Consider the following 21,419-nt stretch of genomic DNA (forward strand, 5'->3'; position numbering starts at 1 on the left):
GGCGCTGGCATGAGCCGACCGGGCTACGGCGGTGGAGACCTTCCGGCGGTCTTCCCCGACTGGTCGCCCTACCAGGACCTGGAGTCGGCGGCGCGGGCCTACCTGCGCGACCCGGACGTCGCCCTGGAGGCCCTCGGCGGTGTGCTGCGCGGCGCGTCGGTGCTCGGCTTCACCCTGGAACGTTTCGTCAACGAGGTCAACGGGGTGTGGCAGGAGGTCGTCGTCTGCGACGGCAGCCGACTCATCCTCTGGCACGGCGAGGACGTACCGCCGGAGGAGGGCCCGCCGGGCTCGATGACCTCGTCGCTGCGCGTGGTGCCGGTCTCCACCGTCACCGAGGTGGGCTGCCGCCGGCGGCTCAACCGTTCCGAGAGCGGCGAGATCCGGGTCGACAGCATCGACGTCTACCTGCTGCTCACCTCGTTGGACGAGGCCCCACCGAGCGAGGAGATGGCCGGTACGCCCCGGCACGACGCGCTGCGCTTCGGCAAGACCCTGGACGACGGCGGGGCCGGGCAGATCGCCCGGTTGGAGGAGTTCGCGCGGTTGGTCGCCTCGGTGGTCGGCCGTCCGATGCTCTGAGGCGTACCCCTTCTTGGACCCGGCCGGGCCGTGCGGCCCGGCCGGTGGGTCAGTCGTCCTCGGCCTCCGGGCCGGCGACCTCGACACCGTCGCCGCGCACCACGTGGATGCAGTCGCCCGGGCACTCCTTCGCGGAGTCGATCACCTCGAGTCGCAGGTGCGCCGGGACGTCGACCCGGCTGCCCGGCGCCATCCGCAGCTCACCATCGACGCCCTTGACGTAGGCCAGGCCGTCGATGTCGAACTCGAACACCTCCGGCGCGTACTGCACACAGAGCCCGTCGCCCGTGCACAGATCCTGGTCGACCCAGACCTGCAACTCGTCGGTCGCGACCTCGGCCACCGGTGCACCCCCCATGTTCTCGCGTCCCACGCTCCGACGGTACCCGAACGCCCGTAACGGCCCGTCAGGCCACCCTTGGCGATCAAGGTTCAGTGACGAGGGTGTTGCGTGGGACCGAATCGGCCTCATAGCGGCTAGTGTTAGGGCAGAACGTTCAAGCCCCCCGGGGAGGTGGGACGTGGCAGCACGTAGCGACGACGCGGACTCGCGCGCCGCACGGTGGGAGAAGGAAGCCCACGATCTCTCCACGCAGGTCGCGTTCCTGCAAGAGGAACTCGCCCTGGTGCGGCGCAAGTTGACCGAAAGCCCCCGACACGTCCGGCAGCTCGAAGAGCGGCTGGCGGCCACCCAGGCCCAGTTGGCGCGGCTGACCGAGAACAACGACCGGCTGGTGAGCACCCTCAAGGAAGCTCGCACGCAGATCGTGACGCTCAAGGAGGAGATCGACCGGCTCGCGCAACCGCCGAGTGGGTACGGCGTCTTCCTGGCCAAGCACGACGATGGCACGGTGGACGTCTTCACCGGCGGCCGCAAACTACGGGTCGCGGTCTCGCCCTCGCTCGACGTGGGTGACCTGCGCCGTGGCCAGGAGGTCCTGCTCAACGACGCGCTCAACATCGTCGACGCGTTCGGCTATGAGCGGGTCGGTGAAGTGGTGATGCTCAAGGAGATCCTGGAGGGGCCGAACGGCGGTCCGGGCGACCGGGCGCTGGTGGTCTCCCACTCCGACGAGGAGCGCATCGTGCACCTCGCTGAGACGCTCATCGGCTCGGCGATCCGGGCCGGCGACTCGCTCATGATCGAGCCCCGCTCGGCGTACGCGTACGAGCGGATCCCGAAGAGCGAGGTCGAGGAGCTGGTCCTGGAGGAGGTGCCCGACGTCGACTACGGCGACATCGGTGGCCTCCAGTCGCAGATCGAACAGATCCGCGACGCGGTGGAGTTGCCGTTCCTGCACGCGGACCTGTTCCGTGAGCACCAGCTCCGCCCGCCCAAGGGCATCCTGCTCTACGGCCCGCCCGGCTGCGGCAAGACGCTGATCGCCAAGGCGGTGGCCAACTCGCTGGCCAAGAAGATCGCCGAGCGTCAGGGCAAGGAGAAGCACACCAGCTTCTTCCTCAACATCAAGGGCCCCGAGCTGCTCAACAAGTACGTCGGTGAGACCGAGCGGCACATCCGGCTGATCTTCCAGCGCGCCCGGGAGAAGGCCGGTGAGGGCACCCCGGTGATCGTGTTCTTCGACGAGATGGACTCGATCTTCCGGACCCGCGGCTCCGGTGTCTCCTCCGACGTGGAGAACACCATCGTCCCGCAGCTGCTCAGCGAGATCGACGGCGTGGAGGGGCTGGAGAACGTCATCGTCATCGGCGCCTCCAACCGGGAAGACATGATCGACCCGGCGATCCTGCGCCCCGGTCGACTCGACGTGAAGATCAAGATCGAGCGACCGGACGCCGAAGCGGCCAAGGACATCTTCTCCAAGTACATCCTCTCCGGGCTGCCCCTGCACCCGGACGACCTGGCCGAGCACGGCACCGACCCCCAGGCCACCGTCGCGGCGATGATCGACGCCGTGGTGCTGCGGATGTACTCCGAGACCGAGGAGAACCGGTTCCTCGAGGTCACCTACGCCAACGGTGACAAGGAAGTCCTCTACTTCAAGGACTTCAACTCCGGCGCGATGATCCAGAACATCGTGGACCGGAGCAAGAAGATGGCCATCAAGGAGTTCCTCACCTCCGGTCGCAAGGGGCTGCGCCTGCAGCACCTGCTCGACGCCTGCGTCGACGAGTTCCGCGAGAACGAGGACCTCCCCAACACCACCAACCCCGACGACTGGGCGCGCATCTCCGGCAAGAAGGGCGAGCGGATCGTCTACATCCGCACGCTCGTCTCCGGCGGCAAGGGCGCCGAAGCCGGCCGGTCGATCGAGACCGCCAGCAACACCGGTCAATACCTCTAACCCGCACAGCGAGGGTGTCCGCGCAACAGCGGGCACCCTCGCTGCGGGTATGTCGAGCGTCGGGGCGGTCCGACACCGGATCCACCGATCCGTTGCGGCCCGCCGGCACCGACCTACAGAGTGCAGGTGCCCAGGGCGGACTACGCTCGACCTGACGGTGGACCGGGTCGGGCGAGCGAAGCGGGTAGGTCGATGAGCGTAAGACGGATCATGGGCACCGAGGTCGAGTACGGCATCTCCGTGCCCGGGCAGGCCGGGGCCAACCCGATGGTGACCTCATCGCAGGTGGTCAACGCCTACGGCGCGCGTCCCGAACTCAACCGGGGCGGCCGGGCCCGCTGGGACTACGAGGAAGAGTCGCCGCTGCGCGACGCTCGCGGCTTCACCTACTCCGGCGCCGCGTACGACCCCGCCGAGGCCCTCGCCGACGAAGACCTCGGCCTGGCCAACGTGATACTCACCAACGGCGCACGGCTCTACGTCGACCACGCCCACCCCGAATACTCCACCCCGGAGGTCACCACCCCCCGGGACATCGTGCGCTGGGACAAAGCCGGCGAGCGGGTGATGGCCGAGGCGTCCCGCCGTGCCGCCACCATCCCCGGCACCCAGCCGATCCACCTCTACAAGAACAACACCGACAACAAGGGCGCCAGCTACGGCGCCCACGAGAACTACCTGATGCGCCGGCAGACGCCGTTCGCCGACATCGTGGCGTACCTGACGCCGTTCTTCGTCACCCGCCAGATCGTCTGCGGTGCCGGCCGGGTCGGCATCGGCCAGGACGGCAGCCAGAGCGGCTTCCAGATCTCCCAACGCGCCGACTTCTTCGAGGTCGAGGTGGGCCTGGAGACCACCCTCAAGCGGCCGATCATCAACACCCGCGACGAGCCGCACGCCGACGCCGACAAGTACCGCCGACTGCACGTCATCATCGGCGACGCCAACCTCTCCGAGATCTCCACCTACCTCAAGGTCGGCACCACCGCCCTGATCCTCACCATGATCGAGGAGAAGGCGCTCGGGGCTGACCTCGGCATCGCCGACCCGGTCAGCGAGCTGCGCGCCGTCAGCCACGACCCGTCCCTGACGCACCGCATGCGACTGCGCGACGGTCGCCGGCTCACCGCGCTGGACCTGCAGTGGGCCTACCTGGAGCGGGTCCGCTCCTTTGTCGACGACCGGTACGGCGCCGACGCCGACGAGCAGACCGTCGACGTGCTGGACCGCTGGGAGAGCGTGCTCGACCGGTTGGGCCGGGACCCGATGCTCTGCGCCGACGAGTTGGACTGGGTGGCCAAGCTGCGGCTGCTGGAGGGCTACCGGGAGCGGGAGAAGCTCGGTTGGGGCTCGCACAAGTTGCAGCTCGTCGACCTTCAGTACTCCGACGTCCGCCCGGAGAAGGGCCTCTACCACCGGCTGGTCAGCCGGGGGGCGATGAAGACGCTGCTCACCGACGACGAGACGCGCAGCGCGATGACCGAGCCCCCGGAGGACACCCGGGCCTACTTCCGTGGTCGCTGCCTGGCCCAGTACGCCTCCGAGGTGGTCGCCGCGAGCTGGGACTCGGTGATCTTCGACGTGGGCCGGGAGTCGCTGGTCCGGGTCCCGATGATGGAGCCGGAGCGGGGCACCCGCGCCCACGTCGGCGCCCTGTTCGACCGCTGCGCCAGCGCCAAGGATCTGCTGGAGACGTTGACCGGGGGCTGATTGCCGAATTCGTCTGCCCGTCGTGTGCCGCAAGCCGGCGCGCGGCGGGCTTTTCGTCGCCTGCGCGAGGTAAGTTCATCGCAGACGATCGTGGAGGAGGCAGCAGTGGCCACTCATGACAGCGGCGGCCAGTCGCAGTCCGGCAAGTCCCGTCAGGGCGAGGAGATCGAGGACGTCACCACCGAGGCCAACCCCGAGGTGGCCGAGCGGCACGCCGAGATCACCGAGGACGTCGACGACCTCCTCGACGAGATCGACTCCGTCCTCGAAGAAAACGCAGAGGAGTTCGTGAGAGGTTACGTACAAAAAGGAGGTCAGTGAGCATATAGGGTAATTCGGACATGGCTCCGATCAATGACGATCGTGATGGCCTCCGCCGCTGCCGAGACTGCAGCGAGTGGAAGCCGCTCGACCAGTTCTGTGCGAGTTCGAAGCGGCCGGATGGGCGGGGCAGCTATTGCAAGCCCTGCTTCAACGAGCGGTCCAAGGCAAGCTACGCGCGTCGAGTGAAGGCGAAGTTCGACCGTGAGGTGCGCCTTGGCCGAGTCGTGCCGGACGGACACAGGTTCTGTCCGGCTTGCGATGCGGTCAAGCCGTTCGAAGCCTTCCCGCGCAACCGTGCGGATGCCTCCGGTTACGCGACCTATTGCAAGCCCTGCCACAACGCCAAGACCAGAGACACGAAGGACCGGCTCTACGGGGGCAACCGCGAGTACCACCTGCGGCAGCGCTACGGCGTGGGGGAGAAGGAGTTTCAGGAGCTCCTGGCCGAGCAGGGCGGCGTGTGCGCCATCTGTGGCGGGGCCAACCCGCAACATCTGGACCACGATCATCGCACCGGATGGGTGCGCGGGATACTCTGCTTCAACTGCAACGGTGGTCTTGGCCAGTTCCGTGACAGTCCCATGAGGCTGGCCAGGGCGATCACGTACCTGAGAGGAACCACGTGGCAGCGGGCTTTGATCCATCCGGGCGTCTACCAGATGTGTTCACCAACGCGGGGACGTCCTCCTTCACGACGTTTCTGAGTCGGGTGGCCCCCGAGATGCTGCCCGGTCGGCGACCGCTGCCGCCGGGCATGGCCGCCGACCTGGCGCCGCACGCGACCACCATCGTGGCCATCGCGGCCGCCGAGGGTGTGGTGATGGCGGGCGACCGACGGGCCACCATGGGCAACCTGATCGCCCAGCGCGACATCGAGAAGGTGCACCCGGCCGACGCGTACTCGCTGGTCGGCATCGCGGGCACCGCCGGTATCGGCATCGAGCTGATGCGACTGTTCCAGGTGGAGCTGGAGCACTACGAGAAGATCGAGGGCGCGATGCTCTCGTTGGACGGTAAGGCCAACCGGTTGGCCTCGATGATCCGGGGCAACCTGGGCGCGGCCATGCAGGGGTTGGCCGTGGTGCCGCTCTTCGCCGGGTTCGACCTGGCCGCCGCCGACCCGGCGCGGGCCGGTCGGATCTTCAGCTTCGACGTGACGGGTGGCCCGTACGAGGAGACCGGCTACGACGCGATCGGGTCGGGGTCGTTGTTCGCCAAGTCCGCGTTGAAGAAGCGGTTCCGCGTCGGGCTCTCCGTTCAGGACGCGACGCGGCTGGCGGTCGAGGCGCTCTATGACGCGGCCGACGACGACACCGCGACCGGCGGGCCGGACCTGACCCGGCGGATCTACCCCGTGGTGATGACCGCGACTGCCGAGGGCACCTACCGGCTCACCGACGCCGAGACGGCGGCGATCGCCGAGGGCGTGGTCGCCGGCCGGATGGAAAACCCGGGCGGCTAGTCCTGCCCGCCCACCCCCACAGCCAGCAGTCGTCAGCACAGCGCCGTTAGGAGAACCGCCGCCGTGGCCATGCAGTTCTACGCCTCGCCCGAACAGATCATGCGTGACCGCTCCGAGTTGGCCCGTAAGGGCATCGCTCGCGGGCGCAGCGCCGTGGTCCTGAGCTACTCCGGCGGGGTGCTCTTCGTTGCGGAGAACCTTTCCAGCGCCCTGCACAAGGTCAGTGAGATCTACGACCGGATCGGCTTCGCCGCGGTCGGCCGTTACAACGAGTTCGAGAACCTCCGGCGGGCCGGCGTGCGGATGGCCGACCTGAACGGGCTGAGCTACGACCGCCGGGACGTCACCGGGCGGGCGCTGGCCAACGCGTTCGCGCAGACCCTTGGCGCGATCTTCACCGAGCAGTCGAAGCCGTTCGAGGTGGAGATCTGTGTGGCCGAGGTCGGGGCCACGGCCGCTGACGACGAGTTGTACCGGCTCACCTACGACGGTTCGGTCAACGACGAGCCTGGTCGGATGGCGATGGGTGGTCAGGCTGAGGCGATCACCGGCGTGTTGAAGTCCAACCACCGGCCGGACATGTCGCTCGGGGAGGCGGTCCAGGTCGCCGTGCAGGCCCTGAGCAGTGTCGGCGGGGAGGGCGGTGCCTCCCGGACGATCGCCGCGAACCAGCTTGAGGTGGCGGTGCTGGACCGTCAGCGGGTCGGTCGGACGTTCCGGCGGATCACCGGGGCCGCGCTGACCGCGTTGCTGGATGGGGACGCGGCACCGGCGGCGAGCGACCTGCCGGACACGCCGAGCGTGCCGACCGGTGAAGCGGGTAAGCCGACCAGTTCGGCGGGCTCCGCCGACCTGGAGGATCGGCCGGGGCAGGCCGACAGCTGATCGTGAGGCGAAAAAGCGCCGGGGTCCGCGTGAGCGGGCCCCGGCGCTTTCGTGTGGTGGGTCAGCGGCGCTTTCGCGTAATGGGTCAGCGGCGCTGCAGCAGGGGGCGGGCGAGGGCCCAGTAGCCGGCGGCGACCGCGTTGAACACGCCCATGCCGGGGGGCGAGTCGACGTTCGACGGGGCGACCCGGGCGGTCATCAGCTCGGCGATCACCCCGTCGGGCACGGTTCGTTCGGCTTGGAGTTGGCGGCGGCGGGCACCGACCCAGGACCGGTTGCGCCACAGCCATCCCCAGCCGCGGGTCTTCTGCCGGGTCCAACCGCCGGCGAGCGCGGCGGCGAGCATGGCGGCCTCGGTGAGCAGCAGCATCGGTGCGAGCACCACCAGCGTGCGGGTCTGGTACGCGGTGAGCAGGGTGACCAGCCGGTTGCGTTCCACCAGGTAGAGCTTGAGGTCGTTGCGGGAGAACTCGTAGTGGTGGCGGACGACGGCGTCGGGAACGTACTCCAGTCGTAGGCCGCGTTGCCAGAGCCGCAGGCTGAGTTCGGTGTCCTCGTGGTAGGCGAAGTATTCGGCGGCGAAGCCGTCGAGTTCCTGCCAGCGTTGGCGGCTGATCACGAAGCAGCAGCCGCTGAGCGACGGCACTCTGGTGCGTACGGCGTGGGCGGTGGCCGGTTCGCCGTTGCCGCCGGCCCAGGACAGCCCGGTGAAGTGCAGCGGGTTGCCGGAGGTGTTGATTAGCTCCGGGTTGTCGGCGAGGCGGATGGACGCCATCGCGGCGCCGACGGCCGGTTCGGCGGCGACCGCGACCGTCTTGGCGAGGGCGTCGGGGGCGACGATGGCGTCGGAGTTGACGAAGGCGAGCCAGTCGCCGGTGGCTTCGGTGGCACCGACCCGGCAGCCGCCGGAGTAGCCGGTGTTCTGCTCGGGGCGGACCACCCGGACCTGCGGGAAGCCCTTGACGATGTCGATGCCGTCGCCGGTGCAACCGTTGTCGACGACGACCAGGTCGATGTCGATGTCGGTGCTGGCCAGGACGGCTCGGGCGGCGTCGACCAGGTACGGCTCGGCGCCGTAGGCGAGCATGACCGCGGTCACCTGTGGGCGGGTCATCGGATGCCTCCGGATGCGGCAGGGGCGACGGCCTCGGCGAGCGGCCGGGTGAGGGTGGTGGGTCGACGGACGCCGCCGTGGCGCAGCAGGATCGCCATGGTGGCGGCCACGATGACAGAGCCGATCGTGTACGCCAACTCGACGCGCAGGGTGACCGGAGCCGGGAGCAGCGTCACGGCGATCAGGGCGGCTACGCCGACGGTCCAGGCGAGGGCCTGGGCGCGGTGCCGGTCGAGGGCGAGGAGGGCCTGGCCGAGCACCATCGCCCACAGGTAGGCGAGCGTGGCCGCCGCCAACCAGGCGAAGTCGCCGTGGCCGAGTACGCCGGGTGCGTCGAAGAGGGTGCCGACCAGCCAGGGGCCGAGCAGCACGGCGCCGACGGCACCGGTGAGGCCGAGCGCGGTGACGATGCCGAGCGCCCGGCGCAGCAGGCTGTGGAAGCCGGCCTGGTCGCCGGTGGTGGCGGTGGTGGCCAGGCCGGGCAGCAGTGACGCCTGCAGGGAGCCGAAGACGAACAGGGGGATGCGGACCAGCACGAGGGCGGAGAGCAGTGCGCCGGCGGCGGCCGCGTCGGACGGGGCGAGCAGCTGCACGTTGATGACGCCGATGTTCACCACGACCTGGGAGAGCAGACTGGAGGCGGTGAGCAGGCCGAGGCCGCGCAGCAGGGTGGCCCAGGCCACCGGCGGGCCCGCGCCGATGGCGCGGAGCACGGGTGGCAGGGTGAGCAGGACGCTGAGCAGCGGGGCGGCGACGAGCACGAGCCCGTACCAGATGGGGGAGGTCACCCCGGCCAACCCGAGCAGGGCGACCATGATGATGCGCAGGCCGCCGTCGATGCCTAGTTGCGTGCCGTACCAGGGGAACAGTTGCAGGCCGGAGAGGACGCCGCGGGTGGCGTAGGCGACGGCCATCGCGGCGAGTGCGCCGATCAGCACGGTGACCAGGGTGTCGTCGCCGGCGAAGAGCTTGTCGGCGAGCGGCTGACGGCCGGCGGTGACGGCCAGCACCAGCACGGCGAGCAGTACGGCGGCGACGGTGACACCGCGGGTCAGCACCGGCCCGGGGGGAAGCCCCTGGCTGCGCCGGGCGGCGACGACCCGGGCGACCTCCTGCTCGATGGGCATGAACACGCCGATGCCGAGGGTGAACACGATCGACCAGAGCACCGACAGGGCCGAGTAGTCGGCCTTGCTGAGGCTGTGCCCGGCGACCGCGAGGTGAACGTATGAGGCGAGCCCGAGAAGACCCAGCCCGGCACCAACAGCGATGGTGCCGGGCGGGATCAGGCGCAGCAGGCGTTGGATCACCGGCGAATGAGGGCCAGCGTGAGGACGGCGAACGCGCGGCCGAGGTAGACCATCGCCTTGGCGGGGGAGTGGCTGGGCGTGCCGGCCATCCGCTTGCGCATGGCGACCGGCACCTGGCGGATGCGGTAGCCCCGACGGGCGGTGTGCACCAGGGTCTCCACGGTGTCGCCGAGGTACTCGGCCGGGTACCAGCCGGCGAACATCTCGATGACCCGCCGGTTGGCGGCCCGGAAGCCGGAGGTGGTGTCGGTGAGCTTGGTGCGCGCGACCCGGGACAGCACGGCGGAGAGCATCACCATCGCCCAGCGGCGGGGGCCGCGGACGTTGTAGTCGCCCTCACCGGCGAAGCGGGCGCCGATGACGAGGTCGTTGTCGTCGAGCAGGTCGACGAGCTTCGGCACGTACCGGGGGTCGTGCTGGCCGTCGGCGTCGATCTGGATGGCGACGTCGTAGTCGTGGTCGCGGGCGTAGCGGTAGCCGAGGCGCATGGCCCCGCCGACGCCGAGGTTGTACGGCAGTTGGGCGACCTTCGCGCCGGCGGCGGCGGCGACGGCGGCGGTGCGGTCGGTGGAGCCGTCGTCGACAACGAGCACGTCGACGCCGGGCAGTTCGCCGCGGACCTCGCCGACGACGTCGGCGATCGAGCCGGACTCGTTGAGAGCCGGAATGATGATCAGTGTGCGCTTGCCGTTAACCATCGGTCGACACCAGTTCGTCTCGGGCTGCCCGCTCCTCGGCGATCTCCGCGCGGAGTAGGGCGAAGTCCTCGGCCAGGGTGCGGGTCTCCTCCTCCAGGGCGCTGACCTCCCAGCTGAGGTGTACGCACACCAGCAGCAGGAAGACGATGCCGAGGAAGAGCACCAGGCTCACACCGGAGGCGACACCGAGGAGTCCGGCGACGTTGTCGAGCAGCCGGGGGAACAGGGACAGCGGAATCACGATGACCAGCACGGCGAGCCAGAGCATGCCGTACTTCTCGCGCAGCTGACGGCGGCGCAGCAGCTCGACGATGGTGCCGAGGAGCAGCAGGCCGGTCAGGCCGGTGACGAGGGTGAGCTTCATGCGACCTTCCACGGGGCGGGTGGAGTGGGGGAGCGGAACGCGTCGACCAGGGCGCTGTGCCAGTCCGGAAGCGGGGGTAGACCCACCGCGGCCCAACGGTCGTGCCTTAGCACACTGTACGCAGGCCGGGGGGCGGGACGCGGATACCGGTCGCTGGTGGTGGGCCGGATCCGTTCCGGGTCCAGCCCGGCCAGCGTGAACGTGGCGCGGGCCAGCCCGTACCAGGTTGTCTGGCCGGCGCAGGTGCCGTGGTAGACGCCGGGTGGCGCGTCGCCGGCCAGCGCCGCGTCGGCGAGCGCGACGAGCCGCTCGGCGAGCGCGTGGGACCAGGTGGGCTGGCCGTGCTGGTCGTCGACCACGTCGAGGTGTTCGCGCTGGGTGGCGAGTCGGAGCATGGTGGCCACGAAGTTCGGGCCGTGCGCGCCGTACAGCCAGGCGGTGCGCACGACGTACCCGGTGTCGGGGAGCAGCCGCGCGACGGCCTGCTCGCCGACCAGCTTGCCGCGCCCGTAGGCGTTGACCGGCGCGGTGGGCGCGTCCTCCGGGTAGGGGGTGTCCGCGTCGCCGGCGAGGACGTAGTCGGTGGAGACCTGGATCAGCCGGGTTCCGCCGGTGGCGCACGCCGCGGCCAGGTTGGCGACGGCGTCGCCGTTGATTGCGGTCGCCGCAGCCTCGTCGGTCTCGGCGGCGTCGACGTTGGTCCAGGCGGCCGCGTTGATCACCACGTCGTGCCCGGCGACGGCGGCCTGAACCGCCGCCCGGTCGGTGATGTCCAGGTCGGCGCGGGTGGCGGCGGTCACCTTGAGGTCGGGCCGGGCCTCCAGCACGGTGACCAGGTCCCGGCCGAGCATCCCGCCCGCGCCGGTGACGAGGAGTCGGGTCATGCGGTCGGCGCGGACTTGAGGGGTTCCCACCAGCTGCGGTTGTCCCGGTACCAGCGGACGGTGTCGGCGAGGCCCTGGTCCAGGGTGATGCTGGGTTGGTAGCCGAGCTCCGCGCTGATCTTGCTGATGTCGAGGGAGTACCGGCGGTCGTGGCCCTTGCGGTCGGTGACCGGGACGACCCGGTCCCACCCGGCGTCGCAGGCGTCCAGGAGCAGCCCGGTGAGTTCCTTGTTGGTCAGTTCGGTGCCGCCGCCGATGTTGTAGACCTCGCCGGCGCGGCCCTTCTGCTGGACCAGTGCGATGCCGCGGCAGTGGTCGTGCACGTGCAGCCAGTCACGGATGTTGCCGCCGTCGCCGTAGAGGGGGACGGTGCCGCCGTCGAGCAGGTTGGTGACGAACAGCGGGATGACCTTCTCCGGGAACTGGTACGGCCCGTAGTTGTTGGAGCAGCGGGTGACGACGACGTCCATGCCGTGGGTGCGGTGGTACGACAGCGCGAGCAGGTCGGAGCCGGCCTTGGACGCCGAGTACGGCGAGTTGGGGGCCAGTGGCCAGGTCTCGGTCCAGGAGCCTTCGTCGATCGAGCCGTAGACCTCGTCGGTGGAGACGTGCACGAACCGGCCGGTGCCGTGGCGCAGCGCCGCGTCGAGCAGCGTCTGGGTGCCCAGCACGTTGGTGGTGACGAACGGCGCGGCACCGGCGATCGAGCGGTCGACGTGGGATTCGGCGGCGAAGTGCACGATCACGTCGTGCTCGGCCACCACCTGGTCGACCACGTCCGGGTCGCAGATGTCGCCCTGCACGAACCGCAGTCGCGGGTCGTCGCTGACCGGCTCGAGGTTGGCCAGGTTGCCCGAGTAGGTCAGCTTGTCCAGCACGGTCACGACGGCCGGCTCGAGCGGCGGCACGCCGTCCGCACCGCCGAGGGGCTTGCCCAGCAGCAGGCGAACGTACTCCGACCCGATGAATCCGGCTCCGCCGGTGACGAGGATCCTCACGGGTCCGGAAGTATACGCGACAGTCGGCGCGGCACCTGGTAAGTGACCCCCGCACAACCGGGCCGGGTGCGGCTAGGCTTCCCCGGTGCGTGGAATCCTACTTGCTGGCGGCACCGGGTCCCGGCTCTGGCCGATCACCCGGGCGGTCTCGAAGCAGCTGATGCCGGTCTTCGACAAGCCGATGATCTACTACCCGCTCTCCACCCTGGTGATGTCCGGGGTGCGGGAGATCCTGGTGATCACGACTCCGGACGACCAGGACCAGTTCCGTCGGCTGCTCGGCGACGGCAGCCAGTTCGGGCTGCGGTTGGAGTACGCCAGCCAGGCCCGCCCGGAGGGCATCGCGCAGGCGTTCATCCTCGGCGCGGACTTCATCGGCACCGAGTCGGTGGCGCTGGTCCTCGGCGACAACATCTTCCACGGCGTGGGTCTGGGTCGGCAGCTCGCCGCGCACGGCGACCCGGTCGGTGGGCGGGTCTTCGCCTATCAGGTGGCCAACCCGCAGGAGTACGGCGTGGTCGACTTCGACGCCGACGGTCGGGTGCTCTCGATCGAGGAGAAGCCGGCCCGGCCCAAGTCCCGCTACGCGGTGCCCGGCCTCTACTTCTACGACAACCGGGTGGTGGACATCGCCCGCAAGCTGACCCCGAGCGCCCGCGGCGAGCTGGAGATCACGGCGGTCAACGAGGCGTACCGGGAGACCGGGGAGCTGTCGGTGACGGTGCTGGATCGCGGCACCGCCTGGCTCGACACCGGCACGTTCACCTCGATGATGCAGGCCGCCGAGTTCGTCCGGGTGGTCGAGGAACGTCAGGGTCTCAAGATCGGTTGCGTCGAGGAGGTCGCCTGGCGGGCTGGCCTGATCGACGACGCGCAGCTGCGCGCGCTCGCCGAGCCGCTGACCAAGAGCGGTTACGGCGACTACCTGCTCGGCCTGCTCAGCGAGCAGGCCGGCGGCGACGGGGGTTCCTGGTGAAGATCCGGGAGCTGAGCATCGAGGGCGCCTGGGAGATCACCCCCCAGCAGCACGGCGACCCGCGCGGCATGTTCATGGAGTGGTACCGCTTCGACAAGCTGGCCGAGGTGGTGGGGCATCCGCTGCGGCTGGCCCAGGCCAACCTGTCGGTCTCCGCGCGTGGCGTGGTACGCGGCGTCCACTTCGCCGACGTGCCGCCCGGGCAGGCCAAGTACGTCACCTGTGTGCGCGGCGCGGTCCTCGACGTGATCGTGGACCTGCGGGTGGGTTCGCCGACCTTCGGCCGTTGGGAGGGCGTCCGGCTGGACGACACCGACCGTCGGGCGGTCTACCTCAGCGAGGGGCTGGGGCACGGGTTCTGCGCGTTGACCGACGACGCCACGTTGAGCTATCTCTGCTCGGCCACCTACAACCCGACCGGTGAGCACGCGGTGCACCCGCTGGACGAGGAGTTGGGCATCGAGTGGCCCGCCGAGGTGCCGCAGCTGTCCGCGCGCGACGACGCCGCGCCGACTCTGGCGCAGGCTCGCGAGCGTGGTCTGCTCCCGGAGTACGACAACTGCCGGCGGTTCGTGGCGAGCCTCGGCCCGGACGGAATGTCGCACTCAACCGGTATGTGACCGCGCTCGGGGCACGACCTGTGGTCTGACAGTGACGAACCGGGCCTCCGGGCGGCTAATGTCTCATCATGGAGCGGCGAATCTTCGGCCTCGAGACCGAGTACGGCGTCACCTGCACCTATCGCGGGCAGCGGCGGCTGTCCCCGGACGAGGTCGCGCGGTATCTGTTCCGTCGCGTGGTGTCCTGGGGTCGGTCGAGCAACGTCTTCCTGCGCAACGGGGCCCGGCTCTACCTGGACGTCGGGTCGCATCCGGAGTACGCCACACCGGAGTGCGACTCGGTGACCGATCTCGTCGCCCACGACCGGGCCGGCGAGCGGATCCTGGAGGGCCTGCTCGTCGACGCGGAGAAGCGGCTGCACGACGAGGGCATCGCGGGTGAGATCTACCTGTTCAAGAACAACACCGACTCGGCCGGCAACTCGTACGGCTGCCACGAGAACTACCTGGTCTCCCGGCACGGCGAGTTCGGTCGGCTCGCCGACGTGCTCATTCCGTTCCTGGTCACCCGGCAGTTGATCTGCGGGGCCGGCAAGGTTCTGCAGACCCCGCGCGGCGCGGTCTACTGCCTCTCGCAGCGGGCCGAACACATCTGGGAGGGCGTCTCCTCGGCGACCACCCGCAGCCGCCCGATCATCAACACCCGCGACGAGCCGCACGCCGACGCCGAGCGCTACCGGCGGCTGCACGTGATCGTCGGGGACTCCAACATGAACGAGGTCACCACGCTGCTCAAGGTCGGCACGGCCGACATCGTGCTGCGGATGATCGAGGCCGGGGTGGTGATGCGCGACCTGTCCCTGGAGAACCCGATCCGGGCCATCCGGGAGGTGTCGCACGACATCACCGGCCGGCGCAAGGTGCGGCTGGCCAACGGCAAGGAGGTCAGCGCCCTGGACATCCAGCAGGAGTACCTGGCCAAGGCCACCGAGTTCGTCGAGCGACGCGGTGGCGACCAGGCCGCCAAGCGGGTCGTCGAGCTGTGGGGCCGGGTGCTCAACGCGGTGGAGACCGGCGACCTGGAGCCGGTCTCCCGGGAGATCGACTGGGTCAGCAAGCTGCGGCTGATCGAGCGCTACCAGCGCAAGCACGACCTGCCGTTGTCGCACCCCCGGGTGGCGCAGATGGATCTGGCCTACCACGACGTGCGCCGCGGCCGGGGCCTCTACGGGCTGCTGGAACGCCGCGGCGACGTCGACCGGGTGGCCACCGACCCGGAGATCTTCGAGGCCAAGGAGACCCCGCCGCAGACCACCCGGGCCCGGCTGCGGGGCGAGTTCATCCGGCATGCCCAGGAGAAGCGCCGGGACTTCACCGTCGACTGGGTGCACCTGAAGCTCAACGACCAGGCGCAGCGCACCGTGCTCTGCAAGGACCCGTTCCGCGCGTACGACGAGCGGGTGGAGCGGCTGATCGCCAGCATGTGACAGGTGTGTCGGCCCCGTCGGTGCGCTGTGCCGACGGGGCCGCCCAGCTCGGCGCGCGGTGCGGTTAAGCTGGGCGCGCCATGACGACTTCTGGACCTTCCGACCGCTCCGATCCCTCCGGGCGCTCCGAGCGCTCTGGGCGCGGCGCCGAGCGGCAGAACTGGGTCGAACGCCGGCGGGAGAAGATCCGCGCCGAGATCGACCGTAACCGGCGCGGTGACTACACGGTGCCGACCTGGGTGCTGGCCCTGGCCCTGGCGCTCATCGTGGGCGGCTGGCTAGCCCTGATCTTCCTGGCCTAACCCGCCCCACCCTTCTCCCCGCCTGCCCCTCTGCTCCCCGCCCCCTACTCCCCGCCCCGCCCTCACCCCGCCGCCCTGCCCTGCCCTGCCCGCCCCCCTCCGCGTCGATCATGCAGTTGTGGTGGGGGAGGAAGGCCGCAAATCACCAGAACTCAGGCACCACAACTCCATGATCGACAGCTGAGGGCTGAGGGCTGAGGGCTGAGGGCTGAGGGCTGAGGGCTGGGGGCTGAGGGCTGAGGGCTGAGGGCTGAGGGCTGAGGGCTGAGGGCTGAGGGCTGAGGGCTGAGGGCTGGGGGCGCGGAGACCGGGCGGGGCTAGGGGAGCAGGGTGGTGGCGTGGCGGCCGGCTGCTGCTGCGGCCAGGAAGTAGGCGTGGTCGGCGTCGAGGCCGCGGCCCATGGTGGACAGCGGCACGGTGCTCGCCCGCAGCGCGGCGTCGAGACCGTCGGTGGGCACGCGCACGATCCGGTGCCGGGCCGCCAGGGGCGCGAGCGCCGTGTCGACCTCGGCGGCCAACTCCGGGGCCAGGCCCTCGGGTACGACCAGCTCCGCGGGGGCGAGCGCCACCCGGCCGTACGCGGTGAGGCTGTGGTGGGACACGCCCCGGTGGCGGGGGCGGGGGTCGGCGTCGGAGATCCGTAGCGAGCCGACCGGTCGTCCGCCCAGCGTGGCGATCGCGTTGACCGCCTCGCCGACGGCCACGCCGGAGAAGCCCCAGCGGGTGCCGGTGCCCAGGTTGCCGGGCCCCTGAGCCACGATCGCCAGGTCCGCGTGGAGCACGTGCCGGGCGGCGAGCAGACCGCCGTGCAGGGTGGTGGCCTCCAGGTCGCCGCCGAACGCCTGCCCGACGGTGATCGTGCCGGCCAGTTCGGACCGCAGCCCGGCGAGGGTGCGGGAGAACCAGGCGGGTAGCGCCCCACCGTCGGTGAGCAGGTACACCACCCGCGCCTGCGGGGCATCGGCCCGGATGCCGGCCAGGATCGCCGGGAGCGCCGAGTGCAGATCGGCGGTGACCACCGGCAGGCCGCCCAGGTCGTCGGCGTCGGCCAGCACGTCGCGGTGCGGGGACGCCTCCTCGTCGACGCCGAGGAGGATCGGCTGCAACGGCGTGTAGCGGGCCTTCACCAGGTGCCCGGCGTCGCGGGTGTCGAGGGCTTGCGGCGGGTCGGGCGGCAGTCGGTCCGGCAGGGCCACCACCAGGGCGTACCCGCCGGTGCCCAACCCCATCAGCAGCGCGCCGGCGTTGAGCAGCACCCGGTCGCCGGGCTCCGGCGAGCCGACCAGTTCGGGGTAGGCGAGCGCCCGCATCCGGGTGCCGTCGGGCAGGTCGACGTCCAGTTCCACCGCCCCGGTCCACTGCCGTCGCAGCGCCGCCACCGTCCCCGTACGCCATCGCACCATGACGGGCACGCTAGCCGCGCGGACCCGGCGGCCCGCGCCCGGGTCGGCAGGCCGTCGGCCCGGTGGGCAGGCCGTCGGCCCGGCCAGTGGGCTCAGATGGGCCCGTCGCGGGGTGGGCTCGGCTCAGGTCGGGTCGGGTTCGCCGCCGGCGTCCTCGCTCGGCCGGGCCTGGGTGTGGCGGGCATTCCCGGTGGCACCCGGCAGCGATCGGGTGGGGTCGAGGAAGACGAACCGGATCTCCGGGTACCGCTGGGTGAGCCGCCGCTCGGCCTCGTCGGCGGTGGCCTCGATCTGCGCGCCGGTGGCCGCGTCGCGGAAGTCGACCTTCGCGGCGACCAGGATGTCGTCCGGGCCGAGCTGCATGGTCAACAGGGTGTCGATGCGTTCCACCTCGGGCAGCCCGGCCAGCTCCCGCTCGATCTCGCGGCGCAGCCGGTCCGGGACGGCCCGGCCGACCAGCAGCGACAAATTGTTGCTGGCCAGGATCCCGGCGACGGTCAGCAGCAGCAGCCCGATCAGGATCGACGCGATGCCGTCCCACACCTCGTCGCCGGTGGCGTGCGACAGGCCGACGCCGAGCCCGGCCAGCACCAGACCGATCAGGGCGGCGCTGTCCTCGAGGAAGACCGCCTTGACGGTGGTGTCGGCGGTCAGCCGCAGAAACCGCCGCGGCGTGGTCTGCCAGCGGCGCGACTCGCGGCGGACCTGCCGCACCGCCCGGGTCAGTGAGATCGACTCGATGACGAACGAGACGGCAAGCACGACGTACGAGATCAGGTAGTCGCCGCTGTGCTCGTGCACCAGGATCGTCGTGACACCGTGGGTGACGGCGAAACCGGCGCCGGCGACGAACGTGAACATGGCCGCGAAGAACGCCCAGACGTAGCTTTCCTTGCCGTACCCGAAGGGGTGTCGCTGGTCGGCCGGACGGGCGCCGCGGCGCAGCGCCTGGAAGAGCAGCACCTCGGTGGTGGTGTCGGCGACCGAGTGCGCCGCCTCGGAGAGCATCGCGGCGGATCCGGAGATCAGCCCGGCGATCAGCTTGGCCACCGCGATGGCAAGGTTCGCGGCGCCGGCGACGACGACGGTGCCGACGCTCTCGCTCTCGGGCCTGGCGTCCGCTTGCGACATGAGGATCACCCTATGGCCGCGGACGGCGGCGCGCCGGGGGAGGCCCGATCCGAACAAGTGTGCGGCACGCCCGCGTGGGTGCACGGTGTGGGCGGGTCGGCTGCTAGCGTCTACCGCGTGTCGCGGACCCGCACCGAACGCCTGGTCAACCTGGTGATCTGCCTACTGTCCACGCGACGGTTCCTGACCGCCGCGCAGATCGCCGCGACCGTGCCCGGTTACGAGCACGATCCGGACGACGCGCGTGACCACGAGGCGTTCCAGCGCAAGTTCGAGCGGGACAAGGCCGAGCTGCGCGAGCTGGGTGTGCCGCTGGAGACCGGCACGGCGAGCGCGTTCGACGCCGAGCCCGGTTACCGGATCGCCCACCGCGAATACGCGCTGCCCGACATCCTCCTCGAACCGGACGAGGCCGCCGCGGTCGGCATCGCCGCCCGGCTGTGGCAGCACGCCGGGCTGGCCGCCGCCGCGTCGTCCGGGCTGGCCAAGCTGCGCGCCGCCGGAGTGGACGTGGACCCGCAGGCGACCCTCGGCCTGGAGCCGATGGTCACTGTCGACCCGGCGTTCGCGCCGCTGACCGCCGCCGCCCGGGACCGTCGCGAGGTGGGGTTCGACTACCGGGTGCCCGACCGGGATGCGCCCAGCCGGCGGCGGCTGCAACCGTGGGGCGTGGTCTGCTGGCGCGGCCGGTGGTATGTGGTCGGCCACGACCAGGACCGGGAGGCGACCCGCTGCTTCCGGCTGTCCCGGGTCGTCGGCGCGGTCCGGGTGACCGGGGCTCCCGGTGCGTACGAGCCTCCCGCCAACGTCGACCTGATCAGCCACGTGGCCCGCTGGTCGGGCCCGGTGGAGCGCACCGGTCGGGCCACGGTGCTGACCGCACCGGGGCGGGCCGCCGGGCTGCGCCGCTGGGCGGTGGAGGTGACCGCCGGGCCGGACGGCGACCGGCTGGTCCTGCCGTACGCGGAGCCGGACGGGCTGGCCGGTCATCTCGTCGGCTACGGCCCGGACGTGCGGGTCCTCGACCCACCGGAGGTCCGGGAGGCGGTCATCCAACGACTCAAGGAGATCGCCGTGCGCCACGACGAGCTGGCCGTCGGCGGGGGTGCCCGGTGACCCGCCCGGCCGCCCGTAACGGGTCCCGCGCGTCCGCCGACCGGCTGGCCCGACTGCTCAACCTGGTGCCCTACCTGCTGGCCCGGCCCGGCATCGAGATCGCCGAGGCGGCCGGTGACCTGGGCGTCACCGAGCGCCAGCTCCGGGAGGACCTGGAGCTGCTCTGGGTGTGCGGGCTGCCCGGGTACGGCCCCGGCGACCTGATCGACATGGCGTTCGACGGTGATCGGGTGACCATCACCTACGACGCTGGCATCGACCGGCCGTTGCGGCTCACCCCCGACGAGGCGCTCGCGCTCGTGGTGGCGCTGCGGATGCTGGCCGAGACCCCCGGGGTGGCCAACCGGGAGGCCGTCGAACGCGCCCTCGCCAAGATCGAGGACGCGGGCGACCTGGTGGGCGCCCCGGTGGCCGTCCGGTTGCCCGGGGACACCCCGCGCGTCGAGGCGCTGCGCGCCGCCGTGGAGGGCGGGAAGGCCCTCGGGATCACCTACTACACGGCCGCCCGGGACGAGACCACCGAGCGCGTCATCGACCCACTGCGGATGCTCATGGTCGGCGGCCGGGCGTACGTGGAGGCGTGGTGTCGGCGCGCGGAGGCGGTCCGGCTGTTCCGCGCCGACCGGATCGACGCGATCACCGAGTTGGACGAGCCGGCCACGGTGCCGCCGCAGGCCGTCCCGCACGACCTCACCGAGGGGGTGTTCCGCCCCTCGGCGGACCTGCCGCTGATCACCGTACGCATCGGCCGGGGCGAGCGGTGGATCACCGAGTACTACCCGTGTGAGCGGGTGGAGGCCGACGGCGACCAGTGGCTCGTCTCCCTTCGGGTGACCGACCTGGGGTGGGCCCGCCGGTTCGTGCTGGGCCTGGGCCCGGAGGTGACAGTGGTCGCCCCGGTCGAGTTGGCCGAGCAGGTGCGCGCGACGGCAGCCGCCGCGCTCGACGCGTACGCCGTGCCCGCGCCCACCACTGTGCCCGCGCCCACGACTGTGCCCCGGTCGCCCGAGGTCGACGCGGAGCGCGTGCCGCCGGGTGATCCGGCGGTGGCCGGCCGTACCCAGTAGGCTGACCGCCGTGCTGATCTGGATCGTGCTCGCGGTGGTGCTGCTGCCTCTCGTGGTGCTCGCGCTGGCCGTGCGCCCGGTGCTGGCCCGGCTGCCCCGACTGCGCCGCGCCGTCGCGGTGTTGCAGCGGCGCGCCACCGAGGCGCAGGCGCTGCGCGAGAGCGCCGAGGCGTTGCAACGCCGCGCCGAGGAGGTTCAGCGTCGGCTTGACACCGCGTCCGGGCGGCTTGCGGTGATCAAGGCCAAGCGCGGCTGATCGCGCCGACACCGGGCGGTGGTTGACGGATCATCGCGGGTTGGTCAAGACTTCACCCTCCCGGCCAAACCACCACCACCCAACGGGTGGCGGGCAGCCGATCCGCACGTACGATGGGCTGCGTACCACCCCTCGGACACAGACCGACTGGAGCTTCTCATGGGTGCCCTCAAGCCGTGGCACATCGCTGTTCTCGTGGTTGTGCTGATCCTGCTCTTCGGTGCGAAGCGGCTCCCCGACGCTGCCCGTTCGCTGGGTCGGTCGCTGCGGATCATCAAGGCCGAGACCAAGAGCCTGCAGGACGACGACCGCGACCTCGCCGAGAAGGCCGACGCGCAGGCCGGCTACCAGCCGCTGCCGCCGCACGCCGGGCAGCAGGCACCGTACGCTGGCCAGCCGCAGCAGGCCCCGTACCAGCAGGCCCCGCCGCAGCAGCCGGTCGTCGACCCGGTGCACCGCGTCCGCGACAACTGACCGAAGGGCA

At 70.9% G+C, this 21,419-nt stretch carries 24 protein-coding genes; 15 read left to right on the forward strand and 9 right to left on the reverse strand.

Annotation, left to right across the window (positions count from 1 at the left end; all coding sequences use genetic code 11):
* Positions 1–9: 9 nt before the first annotated feature.
* Entirely contained in the window at positions 10–582 is a 573-nt protein-coding gene (locus tag EV382_RS07670; RefSeq protein WP_030491082.1) for a hypothetical protein, read from the forward strand.
* Positions 583–631: 49 nt separating this feature from the next.
* Here the strand turns inward: EV382_RS07670 and EV382_RS07675 are convergent, their stop codons facing one another.
* Positions 632–925: a ferredoxin gene (locus tag EV382_RS07675; RefSeq protein WP_030332886.1), complete on the reverse strand. Its 294-nt coding sequence runs from the start codon at positions 923–925 to the stop codon at positions 632–634.
* 178 nt (positions 926–1,103) lie between these two features.
* On the opposite strand from EV382_RS07675, the gene arc reads away from it, so the two are divergent.
* The 6 genes from arc to prcA all read left to right on the forward strand — a co-directional run bounded on the left by arc (position 1,104) and on the right by prcA (position 7,269).
* The gene (arc, locus tag EV382_RS07680) at positions 1,104–2,888 is read left to right on the forward strand and encodes a proteasome ATPase (protein WP_030491080.1); all 1,785 of its coding nucleotides are present in this window, start codon (positions 1,104–1,106) and stop codon (positions 2,886–2,888) included.
* A 192-nt stretch (positions 2,889–3,080) separates the two neighbouring features.
* Positions 3,081–4,598 carry a depupylase/deamidase Dop gene (gene dop, locus EV382_RS07685; protein ID WP_130400894.1) on the forward strand — a complete coding sequence of 506 codons (1,518 nt, stop codon included), beginning with the start codon at positions 3,081–3,083 and terminating at the stop codon, positions 4,596–4,598.
* 105 nt (positions 4,599–4,703) lie between these two features.
* A complete protein-coding gene (locus tag EV382_RS07690) occupies positions 4,704–4,919 on the forward strand; it encodes a ubiquitin-like protein Pup (protein ID WP_030332902.1) in 216 nt (71 codons plus the stop codon).
* 20 nt (positions 4,920–4,939) lie between these two features.
* Complete coding sequence (locus EV382_RS07695) at positions 4,940–5,626, forward strand: endonuclease VII domain-containing protein (RefSeq protein WP_130400895.1); 687 nt, start codon at positions 4,940–4,942, stop codon at positions 5,624–5,626.
* Positions 5,545–6,384: a proteasome subunit beta gene (gene prcB, locus EV382_RS07700; RefSeq protein ID WP_208758335.1), complete on the forward strand. Its 840-nt coding sequence runs from the start codon at positions 5,545–5,547 to the stop codon at positions 6,382–6,384. Before EV382_RS07695 ends, prcB begins: the two co-directional genes overlap by 82 nt.
* 63 nt (positions 6,385–6,447) lie before the next feature.
* Complete coding sequence (prcA, locus tag EV382_RS07705; protein ID WP_130400897.1) at positions 6,448–7,269, forward strand: proteasome subunit alpha; 822 nt, start codon at positions 6,448–6,450, stop codon at positions 7,267–7,269.
* 85 nt (positions 7,270–7,354) lie between these two features.
* Here prcA and EV382_RS07710 read toward each other — a convergent pair whose 3' ends face one another.
* Genes EV382_RS07710 through rfbB form a run of 6 tightly spaced genes read right to left on the reverse strand, consistent with a single transcriptional unit; the run spans position 7,355 to position 12,637 of the window.
* A complete protein-coding gene (locus EV382_RS07710) occupies positions 7,355–8,383 on the reverse strand; it encodes a glycosyltransferase family 2 protein (protein WP_130400898.1) in 1,029 nt (342 codons plus the stop codon).
* Entirely contained in the window at positions 8,380–9,693 is a 1,314-nt protein-coding gene (locus tag EV382_RS07715) for a lipopolysaccharide biosynthesis protein (RefSeq protein WP_244236587.1), read from the reverse strand. The genes EV382_RS07710 and EV382_RS07715 overlap by 4 nt, the downstream gene beginning before the upstream one ends.
* Positions 9,690–10,391, reverse strand: a complete 702-nt coding sequence (locus EV382_RS07720) for a glycosyltransferase family 2 protein (protein WP_130400899.1) — start codon at positions 10,389–10,391, stop codon at positions 9,690–9,692. The genes EV382_RS07715 and EV382_RS07720 overlap by 4 nt, the downstream gene beginning before the upstream one ends.
* Positions 10,384–10,755, reverse strand: coding sequence for a DUF2304 domain-containing protein (locus tag EV382_RS07725; RefSeq protein WP_130400900.1), 372 nt, complete (start codon positions 10,753–10,755; stop codon positions 10,384–10,386). The genes EV382_RS07720 and EV382_RS07725 overlap by 8 nt, the downstream gene beginning before the upstream one ends.
* Complete coding sequence (rfbD, locus tag EV382_RS07730; RefSeq protein WP_130400901.1) at positions 10,752–11,639, reverse strand: dTDP-4-dehydrorhamnose reductase; 888 nt, start codon at positions 11,637–11,639, stop codon at positions 10,752–10,754. Before rfbD ends, EV382_RS07725 begins: the two co-directional genes overlap by 4 nt.
* Positions 11,636–12,637 (reverse strand): dTDP-glucose 4,6-dehydratase, encoded by a 1,002-nt coding sequence (rfbB, locus tag EV382_RS07735; protein ID WP_130400902.1) that lies wholly within the window; start codon positions 12,635–12,637, stop codon positions 11,636–11,638. The genes rfbD and rfbB overlap by 4 nt, the downstream gene beginning before the upstream one ends.
* An 85-nt stretch (positions 12,638–12,722) precedes the next feature.
* Between rfbB and rfbA the strand changes: the two genes are divergently transcribed.
* From rfbA to EV382_RS07755, 4 genes are all read left to right on the forward strand, one after another.
* Complete coding sequence (rfbA, locus tag EV382_RS07740) at positions 12,723–13,613, forward strand: glucose-1-phosphate thymidylyltransferase RfbA (RefSeq protein WP_130400903.1); 891 nt, start codon at positions 12,723–12,725, stop codon at positions 13,611–13,613.
* Positions 13,610–14,233, forward strand: a complete 624-nt coding sequence (rfbC, locus tag EV382_RS07745) for a dTDP-4-dehydrorhamnose 3,5-epimerase (protein ID WP_130400904.1) — start codon at positions 13,610–13,612, stop codon at positions 14,231–14,233. Before rfbA ends, rfbC begins: the two co-directional genes overlap by 4 nt.
* Before the next feature lie 68 nt (positions 14,234–14,301).
* Positions 14,302–15,660 (forward strand): Pup--protein ligase, encoded by a 1,359-nt coding sequence (gene pafA / locus EV382_RS07750; protein ID WP_030332925.1) that lies wholly within the window; start codon positions 14,302–14,304, stop codon positions 15,658–15,660.
* 80 nt (positions 15,661–15,740) lie between these two features.
* On the forward strand, positions 15,741–15,962 hold the full coding sequence (locus EV382_RS07755; RefSeq protein ID WP_130400905.1) for a hypothetical protein: 222 nt from the start codon (positions 15,741–15,743) through the stop codon (positions 15,960–15,962).
* Between the two features lie 317 nt (positions 15,963–16,279).
* Here the strand turns inward: EV382_RS07755 and EV382_RS07765 are convergent, their stop codons facing one another.
* Both EV382_RS07765 and EV382_RS07770 read right to left on the reverse strand, forming a co-directional pair.
* Positions 16,280–17,365, reverse strand: coding sequence for a DUF3866 family protein (locus EV382_RS07765; protein ID WP_130400906.1), 1,086 nt, complete (start codon positions 17,363–17,365; stop codon positions 16,280–16,282).
* Between the two features lie 123 nt (positions 17,366–17,488).
* A complete protein-coding gene (locus EV382_RS07770; RefSeq protein WP_130400907.1) occupies positions 17,489–18,496 on the reverse strand; it encodes a cation diffusion facilitator family transporter in 1,008 nt (335 codons plus the stop codon).
* A 117-nt stretch (positions 18,497–18,613) separates the two neighbouring features.
* Here EV382_RS07770 and EV382_RS07775 point away from each other — a divergent pair, with 117 nt between their 5' ends.
* The 4 genes from EV382_RS07775 to tatA all read left to right on the forward strand — a co-directional run bounded on the left by EV382_RS07775 (position 18,614) and on the right by tatA (position 21,409).
* Positions 18,614–19,612 carry a helix-turn-helix transcriptional regulator gene (locus tag EV382_RS07775; RefSeq protein ID WP_130400908.1) on the forward strand — a complete coding sequence of 333 codons (999 nt, stop codon included), beginning with the start codon at positions 18,614–18,616 and terminating at the stop codon, positions 19,610–19,612.
* On the forward strand, positions 19,609–20,679 hold the full coding sequence (locus EV382_RS07780; protein WP_130400909.1) for a helix-turn-helix transcriptional regulator: 1,071 nt from the start codon (positions 19,609–19,611) through the stop codon (positions 20,677–20,679). Before EV382_RS07775 ends, EV382_RS07780 begins: the two co-directional genes overlap by 4 nt.
* A gap of 10 nt (positions 20,680–20,689) precedes the next feature.
* Positions 20,690–20,935, forward strand: coding sequence for a hypothetical protein (locus EV382_RS07785; RefSeq protein ID WP_130400910.1), 246 nt, complete (start codon positions 20,690–20,692; stop codon positions 20,933–20,935).
* 159 nt (positions 20,936–21,094) lie between these two features.
* Positions 21,095–21,409, forward strand: a complete 315-nt coding sequence (tatA, locus tag EV382_RS07790; protein WP_124855346.1) for a Sec-independent protein translocase subunit TatA — start codon at positions 21,095–21,097, stop codon at positions 21,407–21,409.
* Positions 21,410–21,419: the final 10 nt, after the last annotated feature.

It is taken from the genome of Micromonospora violae (assembly GCF_004217135.1).
Classification (GTDB): Bacteria; Actinomycetota; Actinomycetes; order Mycobacteriales; family Micromonosporaceae; genus Micromonospora; species Micromonospora violae.

Excerpts from the sequence above, each read along its gene's own strand:
- EV382_RS07670 (WP_030491082.1), top strand. The coding sequence starts at position 10 with ATGAGCCGACCGGGCTACGGCGGTGGAGACCTTCCGGCGGTCTTCCCC.
- dop (WP_130400894.1), top strand. The coding sequence starts at position 3,081 with ATGAGCGTAAGACGGATCATGGGCACCGAGGTCGAGTACGGCATCTCC.
- EV382_RS07695 (WP_130400895.1), top strand. The coding sequence starts at position 4,940 with ATGGCTCCGATCAATGACGATCGTGATGGCCTCCGCCGCTGCCGAGAC.
- EV382_RS07710 (WP_130400898.1), bottom strand. The coding sequence starts at position 8,383 with ATGACCCGCCCACAGGTGACCGCGGTCATGCTCGCCTACGGCGCCGAG.
- EV382_RS07720 (WP_130400899.1), bottom strand. The coding sequence starts at position 10,391 with ATGGTTAACGGCAAGCGCACACTGATCATCATTCCGGCTCTCAACGAG.
- EV382_RS07725 (WP_130400900.1), bottom strand. The coding sequence starts at position 10,755 with ATGAAGCTCACCCTCGTCACCGGCCTGACCGGCCTGCTGCTCCTCGGC.
- rfbD (WP_130400901.1), bottom strand. The coding sequence starts at position 11,639 with ATGACCCGACTCCTCGTCACCGGCGCGGGCGGGATGCTCGGCCGGGAC.
- pafA (WP_030332925.1), top strand. The coding sequence starts at position 14,302 with ATGGAGCGGCGAATCTTCGGCCTCGAGACCGAGTACGGCGTCACCTGC.
- EV382_RS07755 (WP_130400905.1), top strand. The coding sequence starts at position 15,741 with ATGACGACTTCTGGACCTTCCGACCGCTCCGATCCCTCCGGGCGCTCC.
- EV382_RS07765 (WP_130400906.1), bottom strand. The coding sequence starts at position 17,365 with ATGGTGCGATGGCGTACGGGGACGGTGGCGGCGCTGCGACGGCAGTGG.
- EV382_RS07770 (WP_130400907.1), bottom strand. The coding sequence starts at position 18,496 with ATGTCGCAAGCGGACGCCAGGCCCGAGAGCGAGAGCGTCGGCACCGTC.
- tatA (WP_124855346.1), top strand. The coding sequence starts at position 21,095 with ATGGGTGCCCTCAAGCCGTGGCACATCGCTGTTCTCGTGGTTGTGCTG.